The sequence below is a fragment of the Mesorhizobium sp. M0761 genome (genome assembly GCF_040320205.1).
Classification (GTDB): Bacteria; Pseudomonadota; Alphaproteobacteria; order Rhizobiales; family Rhizobiaceae; genus Mesorhizobium.
Genome location: NZ_JAMYPF010000016.1, coordinates 142,528 through 156,536 on the forward strand (window position 1 = coordinate 142,528; position 14,009 = coordinate 156,536).

16 protein-coding genes are annotated in these 14,009 nt (G+C 62.9%); 9 read left to right on the forward strand and 7 right to left on the reverse strand.

Features of this window, described 5'->3' with window-relative positions:
* Positions 1-100 precede the first annotated feature (100 nt).
* Entirely contained in the window at positions 101-1,258 is a 1,158-nt protein-coding gene (locus tag NKI32_RS23540) for a fumarylacetoacetate hydrolase family protein (RefSeq protein WP_353003812.1), read from the reverse strand.
* A gap of 176 nt (positions 1,259-1,434) precedes the next feature.
* Here NKI32_RS23540 and NKI32_RS23545 point away from each other — a divergent pair, with 176 nt between their 5' ends.
* The 6 genes from NKI32_RS23545 to NKI32_RS23570 all read left to right on the forward strand — a co-directional run bounded on the left by NKI32_RS23545 (position 1,435) and on the right by NKI32_RS23570 (position 7,577).
* Positions 1,435-2,712, forward strand: a complete 1,278-nt coding sequence (locus NKI32_RS23545) for an NAD(P)/FAD-dependent oxidoreductase (protein WP_353003815.1) — start codon at positions 1,435-1,437, stop codon at positions 2,710-2,712.
* Positions 2,713-2,779: 67 nt separating this feature from the next.
* Positions 2,780-3,661 (forward strand): ABC transporter permease, encoded by an 882-nt coding sequence (locus NKI32_RS23550; protein ID WP_353003817.1) that lies wholly within the window; start codon positions 2,780-2,782, stop codon positions 3,659-3,661.
* Positions 3,658-4,485 carry an ABC transporter permease gene (locus NKI32_RS23555; protein ID WP_502897979.1) on the forward strand — a complete coding sequence of 276 codons (828 nt, stop codon included), beginning with the start codon at positions 3,658-3,660 and terminating at the stop codon, positions 4,483-4,485. The genes NKI32_RS23550 and NKI32_RS23555 overlap by 4 nt, the downstream gene beginning before the upstream one ends.
* Positions 4,486-4,510: 25 nt before the next feature.
* Positions 4,511-5,617 carry an ABC transporter substrate-binding protein gene (locus NKI32_RS23560; RefSeq protein ID WP_023668506.1) on the forward strand — a complete coding sequence of 369 codons (1,107 nt, stop codon included), beginning with the start codon at positions 4,511-4,513 and terminating at the stop codon, positions 5,615-5,617.
* A gap of 282 nt (positions 5,618-5,899) precedes the next feature.
* Positions 5,900-6,502 (forward strand): helix-turn-helix domain-containing protein, encoded by a 603-nt coding sequence (locus NKI32_RS23565; protein WP_352498409.1) that lies wholly within the window; start codon positions 5,900-5,902, stop codon positions 6,500-6,502.
* Entirely contained in the window at positions 6,492-7,577 is a 1,086-nt protein-coding gene (locus tag NKI32_RS23570) for an ABC transporter ATP-binding protein (RefSeq protein WP_023687090.1), read from the forward strand. The genes NKI32_RS23565 and NKI32_RS23570 overlap by 11 nt, the downstream gene beginning before the upstream one ends.
* A 440-nt stretch (positions 7,578-8,017) precedes the next feature.
* Here the strand turns inward: NKI32_RS23570 and NKI32_RS23575 are convergent, their stop codons facing one another.
* Positions 8,018-8,722, reverse strand: coding sequence for an SOS response-associated peptidase (locus tag NKI32_RS23575; protein WP_023834823.1), 705 nt, complete (start codon positions 8,720-8,722; stop codon positions 8,018-8,020).
* A 186-nt stretch (positions 8,723-8,908) separates the two neighbouring features.
* Between NKI32_RS23575 and NKI32_RS23580 the strand changes: the two genes are divergently transcribed.
* Entirely contained in the window at positions 8,909-9,262 is a 354-nt protein-coding gene (locus tag NKI32_RS23580; RefSeq protein ID WP_353003818.1) for a SnoaL-like domain-containing protein, read from the forward strand.
* 88 nt (positions 9,263-9,350) lie between these two features.
* Here the strand turns inward: NKI32_RS23580 and NKI32_RS23585 are convergent, their stop codons facing one another.
* Positions 9,351-9,830 (reverse strand): SRPBCC family protein, encoded by a 480-nt coding sequence (locus tag NKI32_RS23585; protein WP_023668501.1) that lies wholly within the window; start codon positions 9,828-9,830, stop codon positions 9,351-9,353.
* The gene (locus NKI32_RS23590) at positions 9,827-10,183 is read right to left on the reverse strand and encodes an ArsR/SmtB family transcription factor (RefSeq protein WP_353003820.1); all 357 of its coding nucleotides are present in this window, start codon (positions 10,181-10,183) and stop codon (positions 9,827-9,829) included. The genes NKI32_RS23585 and NKI32_RS23590 overlap by 4 nt, the downstream gene beginning before the upstream one ends.
* Positions 10,184-10,348: 165 nt before the next feature.
* Between NKI32_RS23590 and NKI32_RS23595 the strand changes: the two genes are divergently transcribed.
* Positions 10,349-10,696, forward strand: coding sequence for an ArsC family reductase (locus tag NKI32_RS23595; protein ID WP_023687095.1), 348 nt, complete (start codon positions 10,349-10,351; stop codon positions 10,694-10,696).
* A gap of 139 nt (positions 10,697-10,835) precedes the next feature.
* Here the strand turns inward: NKI32_RS23595 and NKI32_RS23600 are convergent, their stop codons facing one another.
* The 3 genes from NKI32_RS23600 to NKI32_RS23610 all read right to left on the reverse strand — a co-directional run bounded on the left by NKI32_RS23600 (position 10,836) and on the right by NKI32_RS23610 (position 13,465).
* Positions 10,836-11,192, reverse strand: coding sequence for a DUF488 domain-containing protein (locus NKI32_RS23600; RefSeq protein WP_352511582.1), 357 nt, complete (start codon positions 11,190-11,192; stop codon positions 10,836-10,838).
* Positions 11,193-11,207: 15 nt separating this feature from the next.
* On the reverse strand, positions 11,208-12,464 hold the full coding sequence (locus NKI32_RS23605) for an aminopeptidase (protein ID WP_023684389.1): 1,257 nt from the start codon (positions 12,462-12,464) through the stop codon (positions 11,208-11,210).
* An 86-nt stretch (positions 12,465-12,550) separates the two neighbouring features.
* Positions 12,551-13,465 carry a LysR substrate-binding domain-containing protein gene (locus NKI32_RS23610; protein WP_352511584.1) on the reverse strand — a complete coding sequence of 305 codons (915 nt, stop codon included), beginning with the start codon at positions 13,463-13,465 and terminating at the stop codon, positions 12,551-12,553.
* Positions 13,466-13,562: 97 nt separating this feature from the next.
* Between NKI32_RS23610 and NKI32_RS23615 the strand changes: the two genes are divergently transcribed.
* Entirely contained in the window at positions 13,563-13,763 is a 201-nt protein-coding gene (locus NKI32_RS23615; protein ID WP_352511586.1) for a hypothetical protein, read from the forward strand.
* Positions 13,764-14,009: the final 246 nt, after the last annotated feature.

Sequence of the window (14,009 nt, forward strand, 5' to 3'; positions counted from 1 at the left end):
GCGAATTTCCGATACAGTCACCCGGATTCCGCTAACAAACGGCTTACAGGGACCGGATGCGAACGTTTATCGGCTATCCGTTCGTCCCGCTGCTCCGAAATCAGATCAGGTCGGCCTTGGCGAGGTCCCGCATGAGATGGCTGGCGCCGTAGGTCCAGTGCGGGCAATCGGGCGACAGAAGCACGCGGTTCACCAGCGCGCCGAATTTCTCCGACGAGATGGTGACGATGTCGCCGATCTTGTGGGTGAATCCCTTGCCCTTCTCGCCGCGATCCTTCGACGGCACGAACATGGTGCCGAGATAAAGCGCCAAGCCGTCGGGATACTGGTGGTGCGGCCCCATGGCGGCCGCGACCAGTTCTTCGGGCGAACGGCTGATCTCGGCCATCGAGCTCGCGCCCTCCAGCGAAAACCCGTCCTCGCCCTCGACCTTCAGCCGCACAGTGGCGCGCTTGACATCGTCGATGGAAAAGCTTGCGTCGAACAACCGGATGAAGGGCCCAAGCGAGGCCGAGGCATTGTTGTCCTTGGCCTTGCCGAGCAGCAGCGCCGAGCGTCCCTCGACGTCGCGCAGATTGACGTCGTTGCCGATGGTCGCGCCGACGATCTTGCCGGTGCTGGCGGCGATCATGGCGATCTCCGGCTCGGGGTTGTTCCAGGTGGAGACAGGATGCAGCCCGACATCGGCGCCGAAGCCGACGGACGCCATCGGCTGGCATTTGGTGAAGATCTCGGCGTCGGGGCCGATGCCGACTTCCAGATATTGCGACCAGGCGCCGCGCTGGATGAGCTTGGCCTTGATCTCCATCGCCTCAGGCGAGCCGGGCTTCAGCTTGGACAGATCGTGGCCGATCAGCCCGGCAATGTCGGCGCGGATGGCGTCGGCCTGTTCCGCCGAGCCGCGCGCCTGCTCCTCGATGACGCGTTCGAGCAGGCTGACCACGAAGGTCACGCCCGACGCCTTCACCGCCTGCAGGTCGACAGGCGAGAGCAGATAGGGTTTTGCCGGATCGCGGGTGGCCTGAAAACTGTTGGCGGCGATCGCGTCGAGCGAGCCGATCGGTTCGCCCTTGGCAGAGCGCACGTGTCCGGCCGGATCGGCCATCTCGCAGATGTCGCGCACTGTGGGTGCGGTGGTCGAGGTGACGTCGAAAACGATCCCGTCGCGCACGGTGACCACCAGAGGATGCGAGGCATCGCTTGCCCTGGCTCGGCCGATGAAGAGCCCGTCGGCGGGAAGCTGCGTTGGGTTCGTCATGGCTTACGGTCCTTTGATGATCGAGATGGCAGCTGGGCCGCTGCACTTTCACCGGATTCACGCCAAAGGTCTATCCCGTGGCGCAGGCAATTGTCGGTTCTGACATGAGGCCCGCTCTTTCAAAAAAATGAAACTGGCACTAGAATTTTCATTTTCCGCATACTCCAGGTGAAGCCTTGCCCGCACCGTTTTCCGTTCCGATCTGGCAGAAGCCGCAGACCGCATCCGCCTTCCAGTTGCTCCTCACTGCGCCGGTCGACGTTGCCATCGTCGGCGGCGGCTTCATGGGCCTGTCGACCGCCTTGCACGCAGCCCGGCTCGGTCTCGGTGTACAGGTGCTGGAGGCTGGCGAGATCGGCCAGGGCGCCTCGGGCCTCAATGGCGGCCAGGTCATTCCCGGCCTGAAATATGATCCCGAATGGCTGCTCGAGCATTTCGGCCTCGAGCGTGGCCAAGCGCTGGTCGATTTCGCCGCCTCGACGGCGGATACGGTGTTCGATCTCATCCAAGACGAAAAGCTGGCGGTGCCGTTCACGCGCAATGGCTGGATCCAGGCCGCGCATACCGAAACCGCATTGAAAGCGGCGGCGAACAGGGATCGTCAATGGCGGGCGCGTGGCGCCCATGTCCGGCTTCTGAATGAAAGCGAGATCGCCGATATGACCGGCGCGCAAGGCTATCTCGGCGGCTGGCTCGACCGCCGCGCCGGCATCATCGATCCGCTCGCCTATACAGTGGAACTGGCGCGCATCGCTGCCGCCGCCGGCGCCAGCATTGCCGAGCGGCAGAAGGTGGTGAAACTCCGCAAGGAGGCCGGCCTTTGGCGTGTTTCAACCGAAAACGGCGCCGAGGTGCGGGCGAAAGCGGTTGTCCTGGCGACGAACGCCTATACCGATGGACTGCTTCCGGGCCTCGCCGAAACGATCGTGCCGCTGCATTCCTTCCAGGTCGCCACCGCGCCGCTGTCATCCAACCTTGCGGCGACGATCCTGCCGGAAGGGCAGGCGGTGTCCGACTCCAGGCGCATTCTCGTCTACTACCGCAAAACAGCCGACGGCCATCTGGTGCTTGGCGGCCGCGGCCGCAAGGCGCGGCCGAGGAGCGAGGCCGACTGGGCGCATCTGCAGCGCGCGCTGGTGCGGCTCTATCCGGCGCTCTCCGATGTCGTCATCGAGAAGCGCTGGTTCGGCCGCGTGGCGATGACACCGGATCACCTGCCGCACATCCATGAGCCGGAAAAGGGTCTGCTCGCCGTGGTTGGTTGCCAGGGCAGGGGCGTCGGCCTGATGACCGCGCTGGGAAAACGCATGGCGGGCTACCTCGCGGGCGGCGATGTCAATCAATTGCCGTTCCCGCTGTCGCCGGTCCGGCCGATCCCGTTCCACGCCTTCCGCCAGGTCGGCGTCGCCGCGACCATCGCCTGGTACCGGATGCTGGACGCGTTCGAGCGTTGATTCAACTTGACAGTTTCACAAATATGAAAAAAGTTAAGTCGATTTCATATTTCTGTCGAGTAGCCCGATGTCGACCGTCGTTGCGTCTGAAGCGCCAGCAGGCTCCGCCCGGGGCTTCCGCTTCGCCATGTTGCTGCCGGGCGGGCTGGTCACCGTCCTCCTGATCCTGTTCGCCCTCGGCCTCGTGCTGTTCCTCTCACTTCGCGGCAATGACGGTTCGCTGCTCGGCGCCGGCTTTACGGCAGGCAACTTCATCACCGTGGTCTCCGATCCGCTCTACTGGACAGTGACGCTGCGCTCGCTGGTGATCGCCGGCCTGGTGACGCTGGCGACCGTCGTCACCGCCTATCCCGTCGGCTACTATCTCGCCTTCCATGCCGGCCGCCGCCGCAGCCTGCTTTTGTTTCTGGTGACCCTGCCGTTCTGGACCAGCTATCTCCTGCGCGTCTTCGCCTGGAAGATCGTGCTCGCCTACAACGGCGTCTTGAACTCGGCGCTGATCGAAAGCGGCATCTGGTCGGAGCCGACGCTGGCCTTCCTCAACACGCCGGCGGCGGTGGTCGTCACGCTGGCGCATGCCTATGCGCCCTTCGCCATCCTGCCGATCTATGTGGCGCTGGACACCATCCCGAAATCACTGCTCGAAGCCGCCTCCGATCTCGGCGCCAGACCGTTCACGGCGTTTCGCCGCGTCGTCTTGCCCAATTCGATGCCGGGCGTTCTGGCGGCCGCCCTCGTCGTCTTTGTGCCGACGGTCGGCGACTATGTCACCCCGGCCATGGTCGGCGGTCCCGCCAGCACCATGATCGGCACATTGATCCAGTCGCAGTTCGGCAAGGCCAATGACTGGCCGTTCGGGGCGGCACTTTCAGTCTGCGTGATGCTGGTCATCCTCTGCGTGGTGCTGGTCGCACGCGGCGCCGACCGCAAATTCGGCAGCCGCACATGAGCGCGGCGCGGAGAGATGATGGCCGCGGCTGGCTCGGCGTCTATGTGCTTGCCTATCTCGTCTTCCTCTATCTGCCGGTGCTGTTGATCCCGCTGTTTTCCTTCAACAACTCCATCCAGGCCGCGTTTCCGCTGCAGGGCTTCACGCTCGAATGGTATGCCACGCTCTATGGCAATCCGGCGCTGTCCGGCGCGCTTTTGAACAGTCTCGTCATTGGCGTCGTGGCCGCCGCCGGCGCCACGCTCTGCGGCATCACCGTCTCCTATATGGACCTCTACGGTCGTTCGCCGCTCGCCGCCACCATCAGCGCCATCTCCAGGCTGCCGATCCTGATCCCCGGCGTCATCGTCGGCATATCGTTGCTGATCCTCGTCAATCTCATCGGCCTCGGCCCGTCGCGCATCGCCATCGTTCTCGGCCACATACTGGTGGCGCTGCCGACCACCGTGGTGATCATGCGCAGCCGGTTTGCCGCAGTTCCGAAAACCATTCGCGAGGCCGCACTCGATCTCGGCGCTTCCGACTGGACGACCTTCCGGCGGGTGATGTTGCCGCTCTCGCTGCCGGCCATCGTCTCGGCCTTCATGCTGGCCTTTCTGATTTCCTTCGACGAGTTCATCGTCGTCTTCTTCCTCGCCGGCACCGAGCCGACGCTGCCGCTCTACATCTGGAGCCAACTGCGTTTTCCTCGCTCGCTGCCGACCGTGATGGCGCTGGGGACAGCTATCCTTGCTGTGTCCGTCATCATCGCCGGCATCGCCGAAATCCTGCGCCATCGCGGGCTGAGCACAGCCCGTCGGACGGCGCCCACCAGTCCAGCCTGAATCATAACAAAAGAGGAGAACCGAAATGGCATTCGACCCGAAATCAATTACTGGGCTGAAATCGATCACTGGCCCGAAATCGATCACTGCAAAGACAGCCCGCACCGGGCTTGCCGCGCTTGCAATCGTCCTGTCGTCGACTGTCGCCTTCGCCGCCGACAAGCTGCAATATTTCACTTGGTCCGGCTATGAACTGCCAGACTTCAACAAGAGCTTCCTGACGGCCCATCCCGATGGCGTCGAGGCCTCGATCTTCGGCGACGACGATGATGCCTTCACCAAGGTCAAGGCCGGCTTCCGCCCCGATATCGCCCATCCCTGCTACGACAAGGTGGCGCGCTGGAACAAGGAAGGCCTGCTGCAGCCGATCGATACCAAGCGCATCAAGAACTGGGATTCGATCTTCCCGGTGTTCAAGAACCTGCCCGACATCCAGGCCGGCGACGGCAAGGTCTGGATGGTGCCGTGGGACTGGGGCAACACCTCGATCCTCTACCGCACCGATCTGGTGAAGAACCCGGAAGCGAGCTGGAACCTTCTGTGGGACAAGCAATATGCCGGCCGCATGGCGACCATCGATGCCGTGCATGACACCCCGATCGTTGCCGCACTTCTGGCCGGCGTAAACCCCTTCGACATGACGCCCGAGCAGATGGACAAGGTGGCGGAAAAGTTGCGCGAGCAGCGTCCCCTGCTCTCCAACTACACCACCGACATGACCTCGGTCGAACAGGCGCTGGCCAGCGGCCAGCTGGTCGCCGCCATGACCTGGAACGCGTCGGCAACCTCGCTGAAGAAGCAGGGCGTGCCGGTCGAGTTCATGAAGCCGAAGGAGGGCATGCTGACCTGGGCCTGCGGCTTCGTGATGCTCAAGGACGCCAAAAACGTCGACCTCGCCTATGACTTCATCAACAGCCGGCTCGACGCCGACTCGGGTAAGTACCTGATCCAGGCCTACGGCTATGGCAGCTCGCTGAGCACCGCCTTCGCCGGCGTGGCGAAGGACGAACTGGACAAGCTGCAATTGCCGGCGGACCCGGAGGTGATGCTGAAGACCACCATCTTCACCGGCCCGATGAAGCAGAACGACGATGTGGCGAAGATGTTCGAGAAAGTGAAGGCGGGCGGGTGAGGGATCCATCGCCGACGGTTGCGCTGCCCTCACCTGCCTGCCGGCATCCTCTCCCCGTATAGTGACGGGGAGAGGGGGGATATCACCAGCGATTTCGCCAATCGCAAAACGTTGCAGAAAATGGCGCCGAGTTTGCGACCAGCCGCTTTCTCCCCGTCACTATACAGGGAGAAAGGTCCGGCAGGACAATGAGGGGCAGCGCCGACGGCAGGTAATTGTGACTAATCTCCTGAAGCCCGCGGGTCTTGCCGCCGCGCCAAAGACTGCAACAAGGACCAACTGATGGACATGCTTGACGAAGCGAAACCAAAGGCCGACGCCGACATCCGCGTCGGCCGGCGCGTGCGGGCGCTGCGGCTGGAGCGCAATTTGTCGCTGGCCGAGCTGGCAGCAAAAGCCGGCGTCTCCATCGGTGCGCTGAGCCAGATCGAGCGCGGCCTGTCTTCGCTGCGCGTCAAGGTGATCTGGCCGCTTGCGGCCGCGCTCGACATCGAGCCTTCGGCGCTGATCACCGACGGCAACGAAGCCGCCAACGATCTCTATTGCGTGCGCGCCGACAAAAGGCGGCAGCTCCCGGTCAAGTCGGAAGGCATCGCCAAGGCGCTGCTGTCGCCGCCGGGCGCGGCGCTGACCGGCCTCTTGGTGACCGTGGAAGCCGATGGCGGCACGGCGGAAGCCTACGCGCATATCGGTCACGAGTTCGGCTATGTCCTGTCGGGCGAGGTCGAACTGGTGGTGGACTCGACAAAATACGTGCTGAAGAGCGGCGACTCCTTTGCCTTCAAGAGCACGCTTCTGCACGCCTTCCGCAATCCCGGCACCGAGCCTTGCCAGATCCTCTGGGTCAACACCACCAAGCCGTCCGAGGTTCGCGATGGCGCCTGATGCGCTGGTACGCCTGGACACGGTCTCGAAGGTTTTCCCCGGCGGCATTGTCGGGCTCGACGCCGTCGATCTCGACATTATCAGCGGCGAGTTCATCACCCTGCTCGGGCCCTCGGGCTGCGGCAAGACCACCAGCCTGCGCGTCATTGCCGGTTTCGAGAGCCCGTCGAGCGGCAAGGTGCTGCTCGATGGTCGCGACATCACCGCGCTCAGGCCGTTCGACCGTCCCGTCAACACCGTGTTCCAGGATTATGCGCTGTTCCCGCATATGAACGTCGCCGAGAATGTCGGCTTCGGCCTGTCGCTGCGCAAACTGTCCGGCGCCGAGCAGGCAAAGCGCGTCCGCGAAGCCCTCGATATGGTCGGCCTCGCCGACAAGCTCGGCGCCCGCGTTTCCGAACTGTCGGGTGGCCAGCGCCAGCGCGTCGCGCTCGCCCGCGCCATAGTCTGCGAGCCGCGCGTTCTGCTGCTCGATGAACCGCTGTCGGCGCTCGATGCGCATCTGCGCGAACAGATGCAGGTCGAACTGAAGCGGCTGCAGTCGCGGCTCGGCACCACCTTCGTCATGGTCACCCACGACCAGACCGAAGCGCTGTCGATCTCCGACCGCATCGTCGTCATGAACAAGGGCCGCATCGAGCAGATCGCGCCGCCGGCTACGCTTTACGACCGGCCGGCGACGAAATTCGTCGCAAGCTTCATCGGCACCATGAACCTCTTGCAATCGCGCTTCATCGGCCGCGACGGCGACCGCCTGCGCTTCGCCGCTGGCGGGCTTTCGCTGGAAGCAACATCTGAAACCGGCGACACACCCGGCGAAGGCACTGAGCGCACCATCGGCGTTCGCCCCGAGGACTTGCTGGCCACCACCGATGCCGCCGCCGGCACCGCGCCGGCGCGCGTCAACTCCATCGTCTTCCACGGCCGCACGCTGCGGCTGCATGCTGAGCTGGGGCAGGGATTGCCGGTGGTGATCGATGCGCCGCGCCAGGCCGAGGGCTTTCAATTCAGCGTCGGCGACGTGGCGCATATCAGCCTGCGCCGTGGTGCCAACTGCCCTATGCTGCCAAGCTGATCCAACCCAATCCCTTCATCGACGGTTGGATTTAACCTGCTGTGAAGATCGCCAAGGTGGAATTAAGTGTGAATTGACTCGTAAAGGAACATATTCCTACTTTGCGGGATGCCCGAACTAAGCACCCGACCGCGCCGTAATGTGCAAACCCTCTGCTTGGCGCATGAAGTCGGGCAGCTAATTCGTGTTCGATGTCGGAACTGCAACATCACTCGACACTATCTGCCTGGCGATCTCGCAAAGCTGGTTGGTGATATCCCCTTTTGGGATGTGGAGCGGCACATGCGGTGCGAGCGCTGCAAAGGTCGTGAACTCGATGCCGGCATCATTCTGCCAAGCGCTGCTGAACGCCTTAAAATTCGCGTCAGACGTCTTGTCGAAATCCGCATGGTTCGGCGGGTAATCTGGCGAGACGAAGATTGAGGAGAGCCGATTCCGGGTTAAAACAGAGACCCTTGGGCCGGGGCCTGTGGTGGGAACTTGATCTGTGTGGCTGGCTTCTCAACGATCACCAACGCGTCGTTGGGCGCCGTCCGCTGCAAATGCCGTGCTTCCGACCATGGCGCCGTCAGCCAAGCCTCGGTTTCCTCCGGCGTGGTGAGGATCACGGGCATAGCCTTCTCGTGGATCGGCGCGATGAGAGCATTAGGCTTGGTGGTCATGAAGGCGTATAGCTCGAAGTCGCCGGGACCGTCCTTGACCTTTCGCACGCCCTGCCAAGACGTCCAGAAACCAGCGAAGAAGAACAGCGGCCGGCTCTCGCCACGGGCAAACCAGTAATTTCGCTGGATTCCTGTTTCCGGGTCTTTATCGTTCGCCGCAGGGCTGGGCTCGGCAAAGCTGGTCACCGGCACGACACATCTGTGCTCGACCCCCACATATTGCTGCCAGTGCGAATATTGCGGATTGCGAACGTTGGTGGTGCCGTAGTCGGCCTTACCTTTCATGCGCTCGGGCGGCGTTGGCAAACCCCAAAGCAGTTTCGCCAGTTCACGCTCCCCATCCGTCCTGTTGCGAACGACAAGCCCAGGTTGATTGGGATAGACATCAAGCGAAGGTTCGAGGTTGCCGCTGATATCGCGCAATGTGCGGGTCCATTGGCGGACCGCCTCTTGCGTCGTCGTGATGTTGTAGAGGTTGCACATGCACCCAGCATTGCGGAATTGGCTTTTGTCTGCAACCGAAGTCGCTGTCCGACGCCGCCGCAATCGTCGTCACATAGCCGCGCTATATCATCGTCCTGACACACCTTGTCAGCTGTCGTGCGGGTAAAGGTGGCGGGCCGGCAAGCGCTTCCCTACTTCAAACCAGTCTGAACAGGAGGAACACACATGACCATCGCGGATGTTGCCAAGGATTTCACCGAAATGCTCCAGCAGGGGGATCACCTGGGTGCTGGTGAAAAGTACAATGCCGATGATATCGTCAGCCTCGAAGCGATGGAGGGGCCGATGGCCATTGCCTGTGGCAAGGAGGCTCTCAGGCAAAAGGGCGAATGGTGGCAAGCGAACCACGAAGTCCATGGCGGCTCTGTCGAAGGCCCCTATGTCAACGGCGACCAGTTCGCGGTGCGCTTCAAGTTCGACATAACTCCCAAGGCCACCGGCGAACGGGTCACCATGGACGAGGTTGGCCTGTACACGGTCAAGAACGGCAAGATCACAGAAGAGCGCTTCTACTACTGAGCCCGGGTGCCGTCGGGTTCCGGCGCGCTTCGCTGCACGACCCAAAAACCAGGCGGCCGGGACAAAGTCCTGGCCGCAGTGGGAAAGCTCAAATGGTCTTCACATACTGCGCCAACTGATCGGCCACCGTGCCCCAGCCGTCGAAGAACCCCATCTCTTCATGATTGTTGCGGGTAGCCTCGTCGCGATGGATGGCCGTTGCCGTGTAGCGCGTGCCCTTGTCATCCGACTGAAGCGAAATGACTGCGGTGATGAAGGGCTCGCCGGAGGGCCGATAGCCCGGCAGCAGCGCATCGGTCCACACCAGCCGCTCGTTCGGCACGATCTCGAGATAGCAGCAATGGCGGTCGTTGACCTCCTTGCCGTCGGGCGATTGCATGCGCGTCCGGAACAGTCCGCCCGGACGAAGGTCGATCTCGCAATCGGTGATCAGCCAGGGCTTGGGCGTGAACCATTGCTTGACATGCTCCGGCACCGTCATCGCGCTCCACAAGAGTTCGCGCGGCGCGTCGAGCTTGCGCTCCAGCACAAGGTCCAGTCTGGGGTCGGGCTTGAAGGGATAGCTCACTTTTCTTGCTCCTTGAGGCTCATCACATAGGCGTCGAATTGATCGAGTCGGCGCTCCCACAGCGTGCGCTGTTCGGCCAGCCAGTTTTGGGCGAGCTGCAGCGGTTCGGGCGCCAGCTGATAGGTCCTGGTGCGGCCGATTTTTTCCGATCGCACCAGACCGCAGCCTTCCAGCACTTTCAGATGCTCGATGAAGGAAGGCAGCGCCATCTCGAAAGGCTGCGCCAACTCGCTGACCGAGGCGGGACTGCGGTTCAGCCGCTCGACCACGCGCCGCCGCGTCGGGTCAGCCAGCGCGCGGAAGATGCCGTCGATCTGCGGGAGACTTGTAGTTGGGGCGAGGAGGCTTGGCATGGGCGATCCTGAGGTCCGTCGACGGGTATAGAAAGATACTTAGGAAAATTCCTTAGTATTGGCAAGCCCTAAAAATGGGCTGATGTGACCGGGGTGCTGGCAAAGCGGGAAGGACGGTTTTAGGCTGTCCGGCGGATTCGACCACCAGCCCAAGGGAAGTGCGTTTTGACGATCACCATGTACGGCATCACCACCTGCGACACGATCAGGAAGGCGCGCACCTGGCTGGAGGGCCACGATGTGCCTTACCGTTTTCACGACTACCGGGCCGAGGGGATAGAGGTGGGCAGACTGGATGGATGGATCGGCAAGGTTGGCTGGGAAAAGCTGCTCAACAAGGGCAGCACGACCTTCCGCGAACTGCCCGACAAGCACAAGCAAGGGCTCGACGAGAAGAAGGCCAGGAAGCTGATGCTGGCCAACCCGACGATGATCAAGCGCCCGGTGCTCGAGGTCGGGGATGAGATTTTGGTGGGGTTCAAGCCGGAGGCTTATGAAGGGGTGGTGAAGTAGCGTAGCCTCGCTTCGTCATCCTAGGGCGAAGCAAGGAGCGAAGCGACGCAGCGCAGACCCGAGGATGGACGAACGCGTGGAGGGCGATCGCTAATTGTGAAGGCTTTCGCTTGCGGCGTATGCAGCGGTTCGCTGTCTCTCAACCCGTCCAGCGCAAATACCCCGCCAACGCCACCGCATTGTTATGCGCCTCGTCATGTGCGCCATAAAGCAGCGTCACCTTGGCCTTTCCGAGCAAGCCACGCAGTTTCGCCACCGCTTCTCTATTCCCATCCAGCTCGACCGAATACCGCACCTGAAACTCCGCCCATCGCGCCGGCTCATGTCCGAACCACCTCCGCAATTCATTGCTCGGCGCGATCTCCTTCAGCCACAGCGTCAGCGCGGCATCCTCCTTGCTGATGCCGCGCGGCCAGATGCGATCGACCAGCACCCGCTGCCCGTCATCGGGCGCGGGTGCTTCGTAAATTCGCTTGACCGTCAGGTCGAAACCCATCCGCCCTCCGCGAGCTTACGCCCACTCACCCTTGCGCATCACCGGCACCTTGCGGCCATCCTTGTGCACGCCGTCTATGTCGATCTTGTCGGAGCCGATCATCCAGTCGATGTGGATAAAACTCTTGTTGCCGCCGCGCTGGGCGATTTCGTCCTGGGTGAGCGAGGCGCCGTCGACGAAGCATTTTGAATAGCACTGCCCGAGCGCGATGTGGCAGGCGGCGTTCTCGTCGAACAGCGTGTTGAAGAACAGCAGGCCGCTGGCCGAGATCGGCGAGGAATGCGGCACCAGCGCCACCTCGCCGAGCCGGCGCGAACCCTCGTCGGTGTCGAGCACTTTCTTCAGCACGTCCTCGCCCTTCGAAGCCTTGGCCTCGACGATCCTGCCCTCTTCGAAACGCACCGAGATATCGTCGATCAGCGTGCCCTGGTAGGACAGCGGCTTGGTCGAGGATACACGGCCGGAGACGCGCCGTGCATGCGGCGTGGTGAAGACCTCCTCGGTCGGGATGTTCGGGTTGCAGGTGACGCCGTTCTTGGCAGTCGAGGCGCCGCCCATCCATTCATGGCCGTCGGCCAGCCCGACGGTGAGGTCGGTGCCCGGGCCGCTGAAATGCAGATCATGGAAATTGTGCTCGTTCAGCCACTTTGTGCGGCCGCGCAGCGCTGCATTGTGCGCCGTCCAGTTTGCGATCGGGTCTTCCACATCGACCCGTGATGCCGAAAAGATCGCATCGGCAAGCTTGACCACGGCGACATCGTCGGCATCGCCGGGGAAGACCTGTTTTGCCCAGGCGAGATCCGGGTAGGCGACGATGTTCCAGTTGATGTCGAAGCCGGTGATCTTTTCCAGCGCCGGCTGGTAGGCCATCGAGTTCGCCTTGTTGGCGCGCGCCACTTTCGCCGGGTCCTGCGCCGACAACAGCGACGGGTCCTCGCCGCGCACGGCAAGCCGCGCCGCATTGTTGGAAAAGGCCTTCGCCATGCCTTCATACATCCAGCCGGCGGCGCGGTCGAAGCCGGCATCCGCCCCGTAGCGGAAGCGCGCCAGCGTGATCTCGTCATCGTTGAAGATCGGCGTTACCAGCCCGGCGCCCGCCTTGTAAGCGTGCTCGACGATGCGCCTGGTCAGCGGCAGGGCTGCGATCGACGAGGTCAGCACCAGATCCTGCCCCGGCTGCAATTGCAGCCCGACCTTGATGGCGACTTCCGCCAGCCTGTCAAGCTTCACCGGGTCGATCGTTGCGGAAACGCCGCGCGAATGTGTGGTCATGATCCTGCCTGTCTTGGTCTTGGGGGTGAAGCTTCCAACATAGATCGGCGCGGCTGTGCTTTCCAGCACCGTCGCGACGGACAGCCCTAGGCAGCGCTTTCCAGCGCGCTGAACTGCGCCACGGTCGCCGCGATCTCTTCGCTGATCCAGATCTTGAAATCGCGCACCTTGCGGCTTTCGGTCTTGGTGGCCGAGGTCACCAGCCAGTAGCCGAGGCCGCTCTGCGCCCGCACGCCGAAAGGCGCGACGAGGCGGCCGTCGGCCAGCGCATCGGCGGCCAGCAATTGCCAGCCGAGCATGACGCCGTGGCCGGCGATTGCCGATTCCAGGCACAACATCGGGTCGGTGAAGCGCGCGCCCTTGCGAAAAGTGACCGGCTCGGCCCCGGCAGCCTTGAACCAGCTCTCCCAGTTGATCATCGCCCGCTCGTCGGTGATGGCGCAGGTCTGCGCCAGGTCTTCGATCGACTTCAGTTTCTTGGCGATCACCGGCGCGCAGACCGGAAAGACTTCCTGCGCCAACAAAAGTTCCGCCCGGCCGCCCGGCCATTTGCCGTCGCCAAGCCGGATGGCGATGTCGATGTCGGAGCGCTCGAGATCGGCGAGGCGCACCGAGGCGTCGATGCGCAGCAGCACGTTGGGATGGCGGTCGAAATGCCGCGACAATCGCGGCAGCAGCCATTTCGAGGCGAAGGCCGGCGCCACCGAAACCACCAGCGTGCATTGGCTTGCCTCGTCGGCCAGCGCCACCGCCTGCGCCAGCTCGCGAAAACCGGCGCCCAGCCGGGCGGAAAAAACCGTGCCGAACTCGGTCAGCACCAGCCCGCTCGCCGTTCGTTCGAACAGCGCCTGTCCAAGCTGCTTTTCGGTGCGGTTGATCTGCTGGCTGACGGCGCTGACGGATACGTTGAGCTCGCCGGCAGCGGCCGCCAGCGAGCCGAGGCGGGCGACGGTTTCGACGGCGCGCAGGCCGTTGAGATGGACGCGGTTCAGCATAGCCATTCCAGTTTTTCTAAACCGGGGCGGCCGAAATCTCAATTGAAAGACGGCGAGACAGGGCAGATTCTAGCGGGACAGTCAGACCGAGGAGGCGAGGATAGTGACGATCGTATCATTGCTCAAAGTCTTTGCCGCCGGCTACACGCGGCGGCGCCATGACGGGGATGTCCTCAATTGGGTGACCGATCCGCTGTCGCATCCCGTGCTCGACACCATGTCGGAGCGCGAACTCGGCGACATGCCGTTTCGCCTGACGGCGCGCCGCACTGCATACGAGACGGCGCAAGCAGGCTGCCGCTGAAATCGCGGACGCGGTAACTGGGAAGGCGATACTGTCGGCGCCAGCGCTGCCGCTCATTGGCCTGCCGGGCATTTCTCCCCGTAAGGGAGAAAGGTTGCCGGCGCCGAAGGTTTCGCCAATCACCAGCCCTGCAGGCAAGGGCGCCGAGGCACACGGTTAACTGTCCAGCCGATAGATGGGTAACACTTTGAACCGGATACATAGGTGACACTTCTCTCCCCCTATGCGTCCGCCGCAGCGCCAAGC

What these genes read in the sequence shown, in the direction of transcription:
- NKI32_RS23540 (WP_353003812.1), bottom strand. Translation starts at nt 1,258, where the DNA reads ATGACGAACCCAACGCAGCTTCCCGCCGACGGGCTCTTCATCGGCCGA.
- NKI32_RS23550 (WP_353003817.1), top strand. Translation starts at nt 2,780, where the DNA reads ATGTCGACCGTCGTTGCGTCTGAAGCGCCAGCAGGCTCCGCCCGGGGC.
- NKI32_RS23555 (WP_502897979.1), top strand. Translation starts at nt 3,658, where the DNA reads ATGAGCGCGGCGCGGAGAGATGATGGCCGCGGCTGGCTCGGCGTCTAT.
- NKI32_RS23560 (WP_023668506.1), top strand. Translation starts at nt 4,511, where the DNA reads ATGGCATTCGACCCGAAATCAATTACTGGGCTGAAATCGATCACTGGC.
- NKI32_RS23565 (WP_352498409.1), top strand. Translation starts at nt 5,900, where the DNA reads ATGGACATGCTTGACGAAGCGAAACCAAAGGCCGACGCCGACATCCGC.
- NKI32_RS23570 (WP_023687090.1), top strand. Translation starts at nt 6,492, where the DNA reads ATGGCGCCTGATGCGCTGGTACGCCTGGACACGGTCTCGAAGGTTTTC.
- NKI32_RS23575 (WP_023834823.1), bottom strand. Translation starts at nt 8,722, where the DNA reads ATGTGCAACCTCTACAACATCACGACGACGCAAGAGGCGGTCCGCCAA.
- NKI32_RS23580 (WP_353003818.1), top strand. Translation starts at nt 8,909, where the DNA reads ATGACCATCGCGGATGTTGCCAAGGATTTCACCGAAATGCTCCAGCAG.
- NKI32_RS23590 (WP_353003820.1), bottom strand. Translation starts at nt 10,183, where the DNA reads ATGCCAAGCCTCCTCGCCCCAACTACAAGTCTCCCGCAGATCGACGGC.
- NKI32_RS23600 (WP_352511582.1), bottom strand. Translation starts at nt 11,192, where the DNA reads ATGGGTTTCGACCTGACGGTCAAGCGAATTTACGAAGCACCCGCGCCC.
- NKI32_RS23605 (WP_023684389.1), bottom strand. Translation starts at nt 12,464, where the DNA reads ATGACCACACATTCGCGCGGCGTTTCCGCAACGATCGACCCGGTGAAG.
- NKI32_RS23610 (WP_352511584.1), bottom strand. Translation starts at nt 13,465, where the DNA reads ATGGCTATGCTGAACCGCGTCCATCTCAACGGCCTGCGCGCCGTCGAA.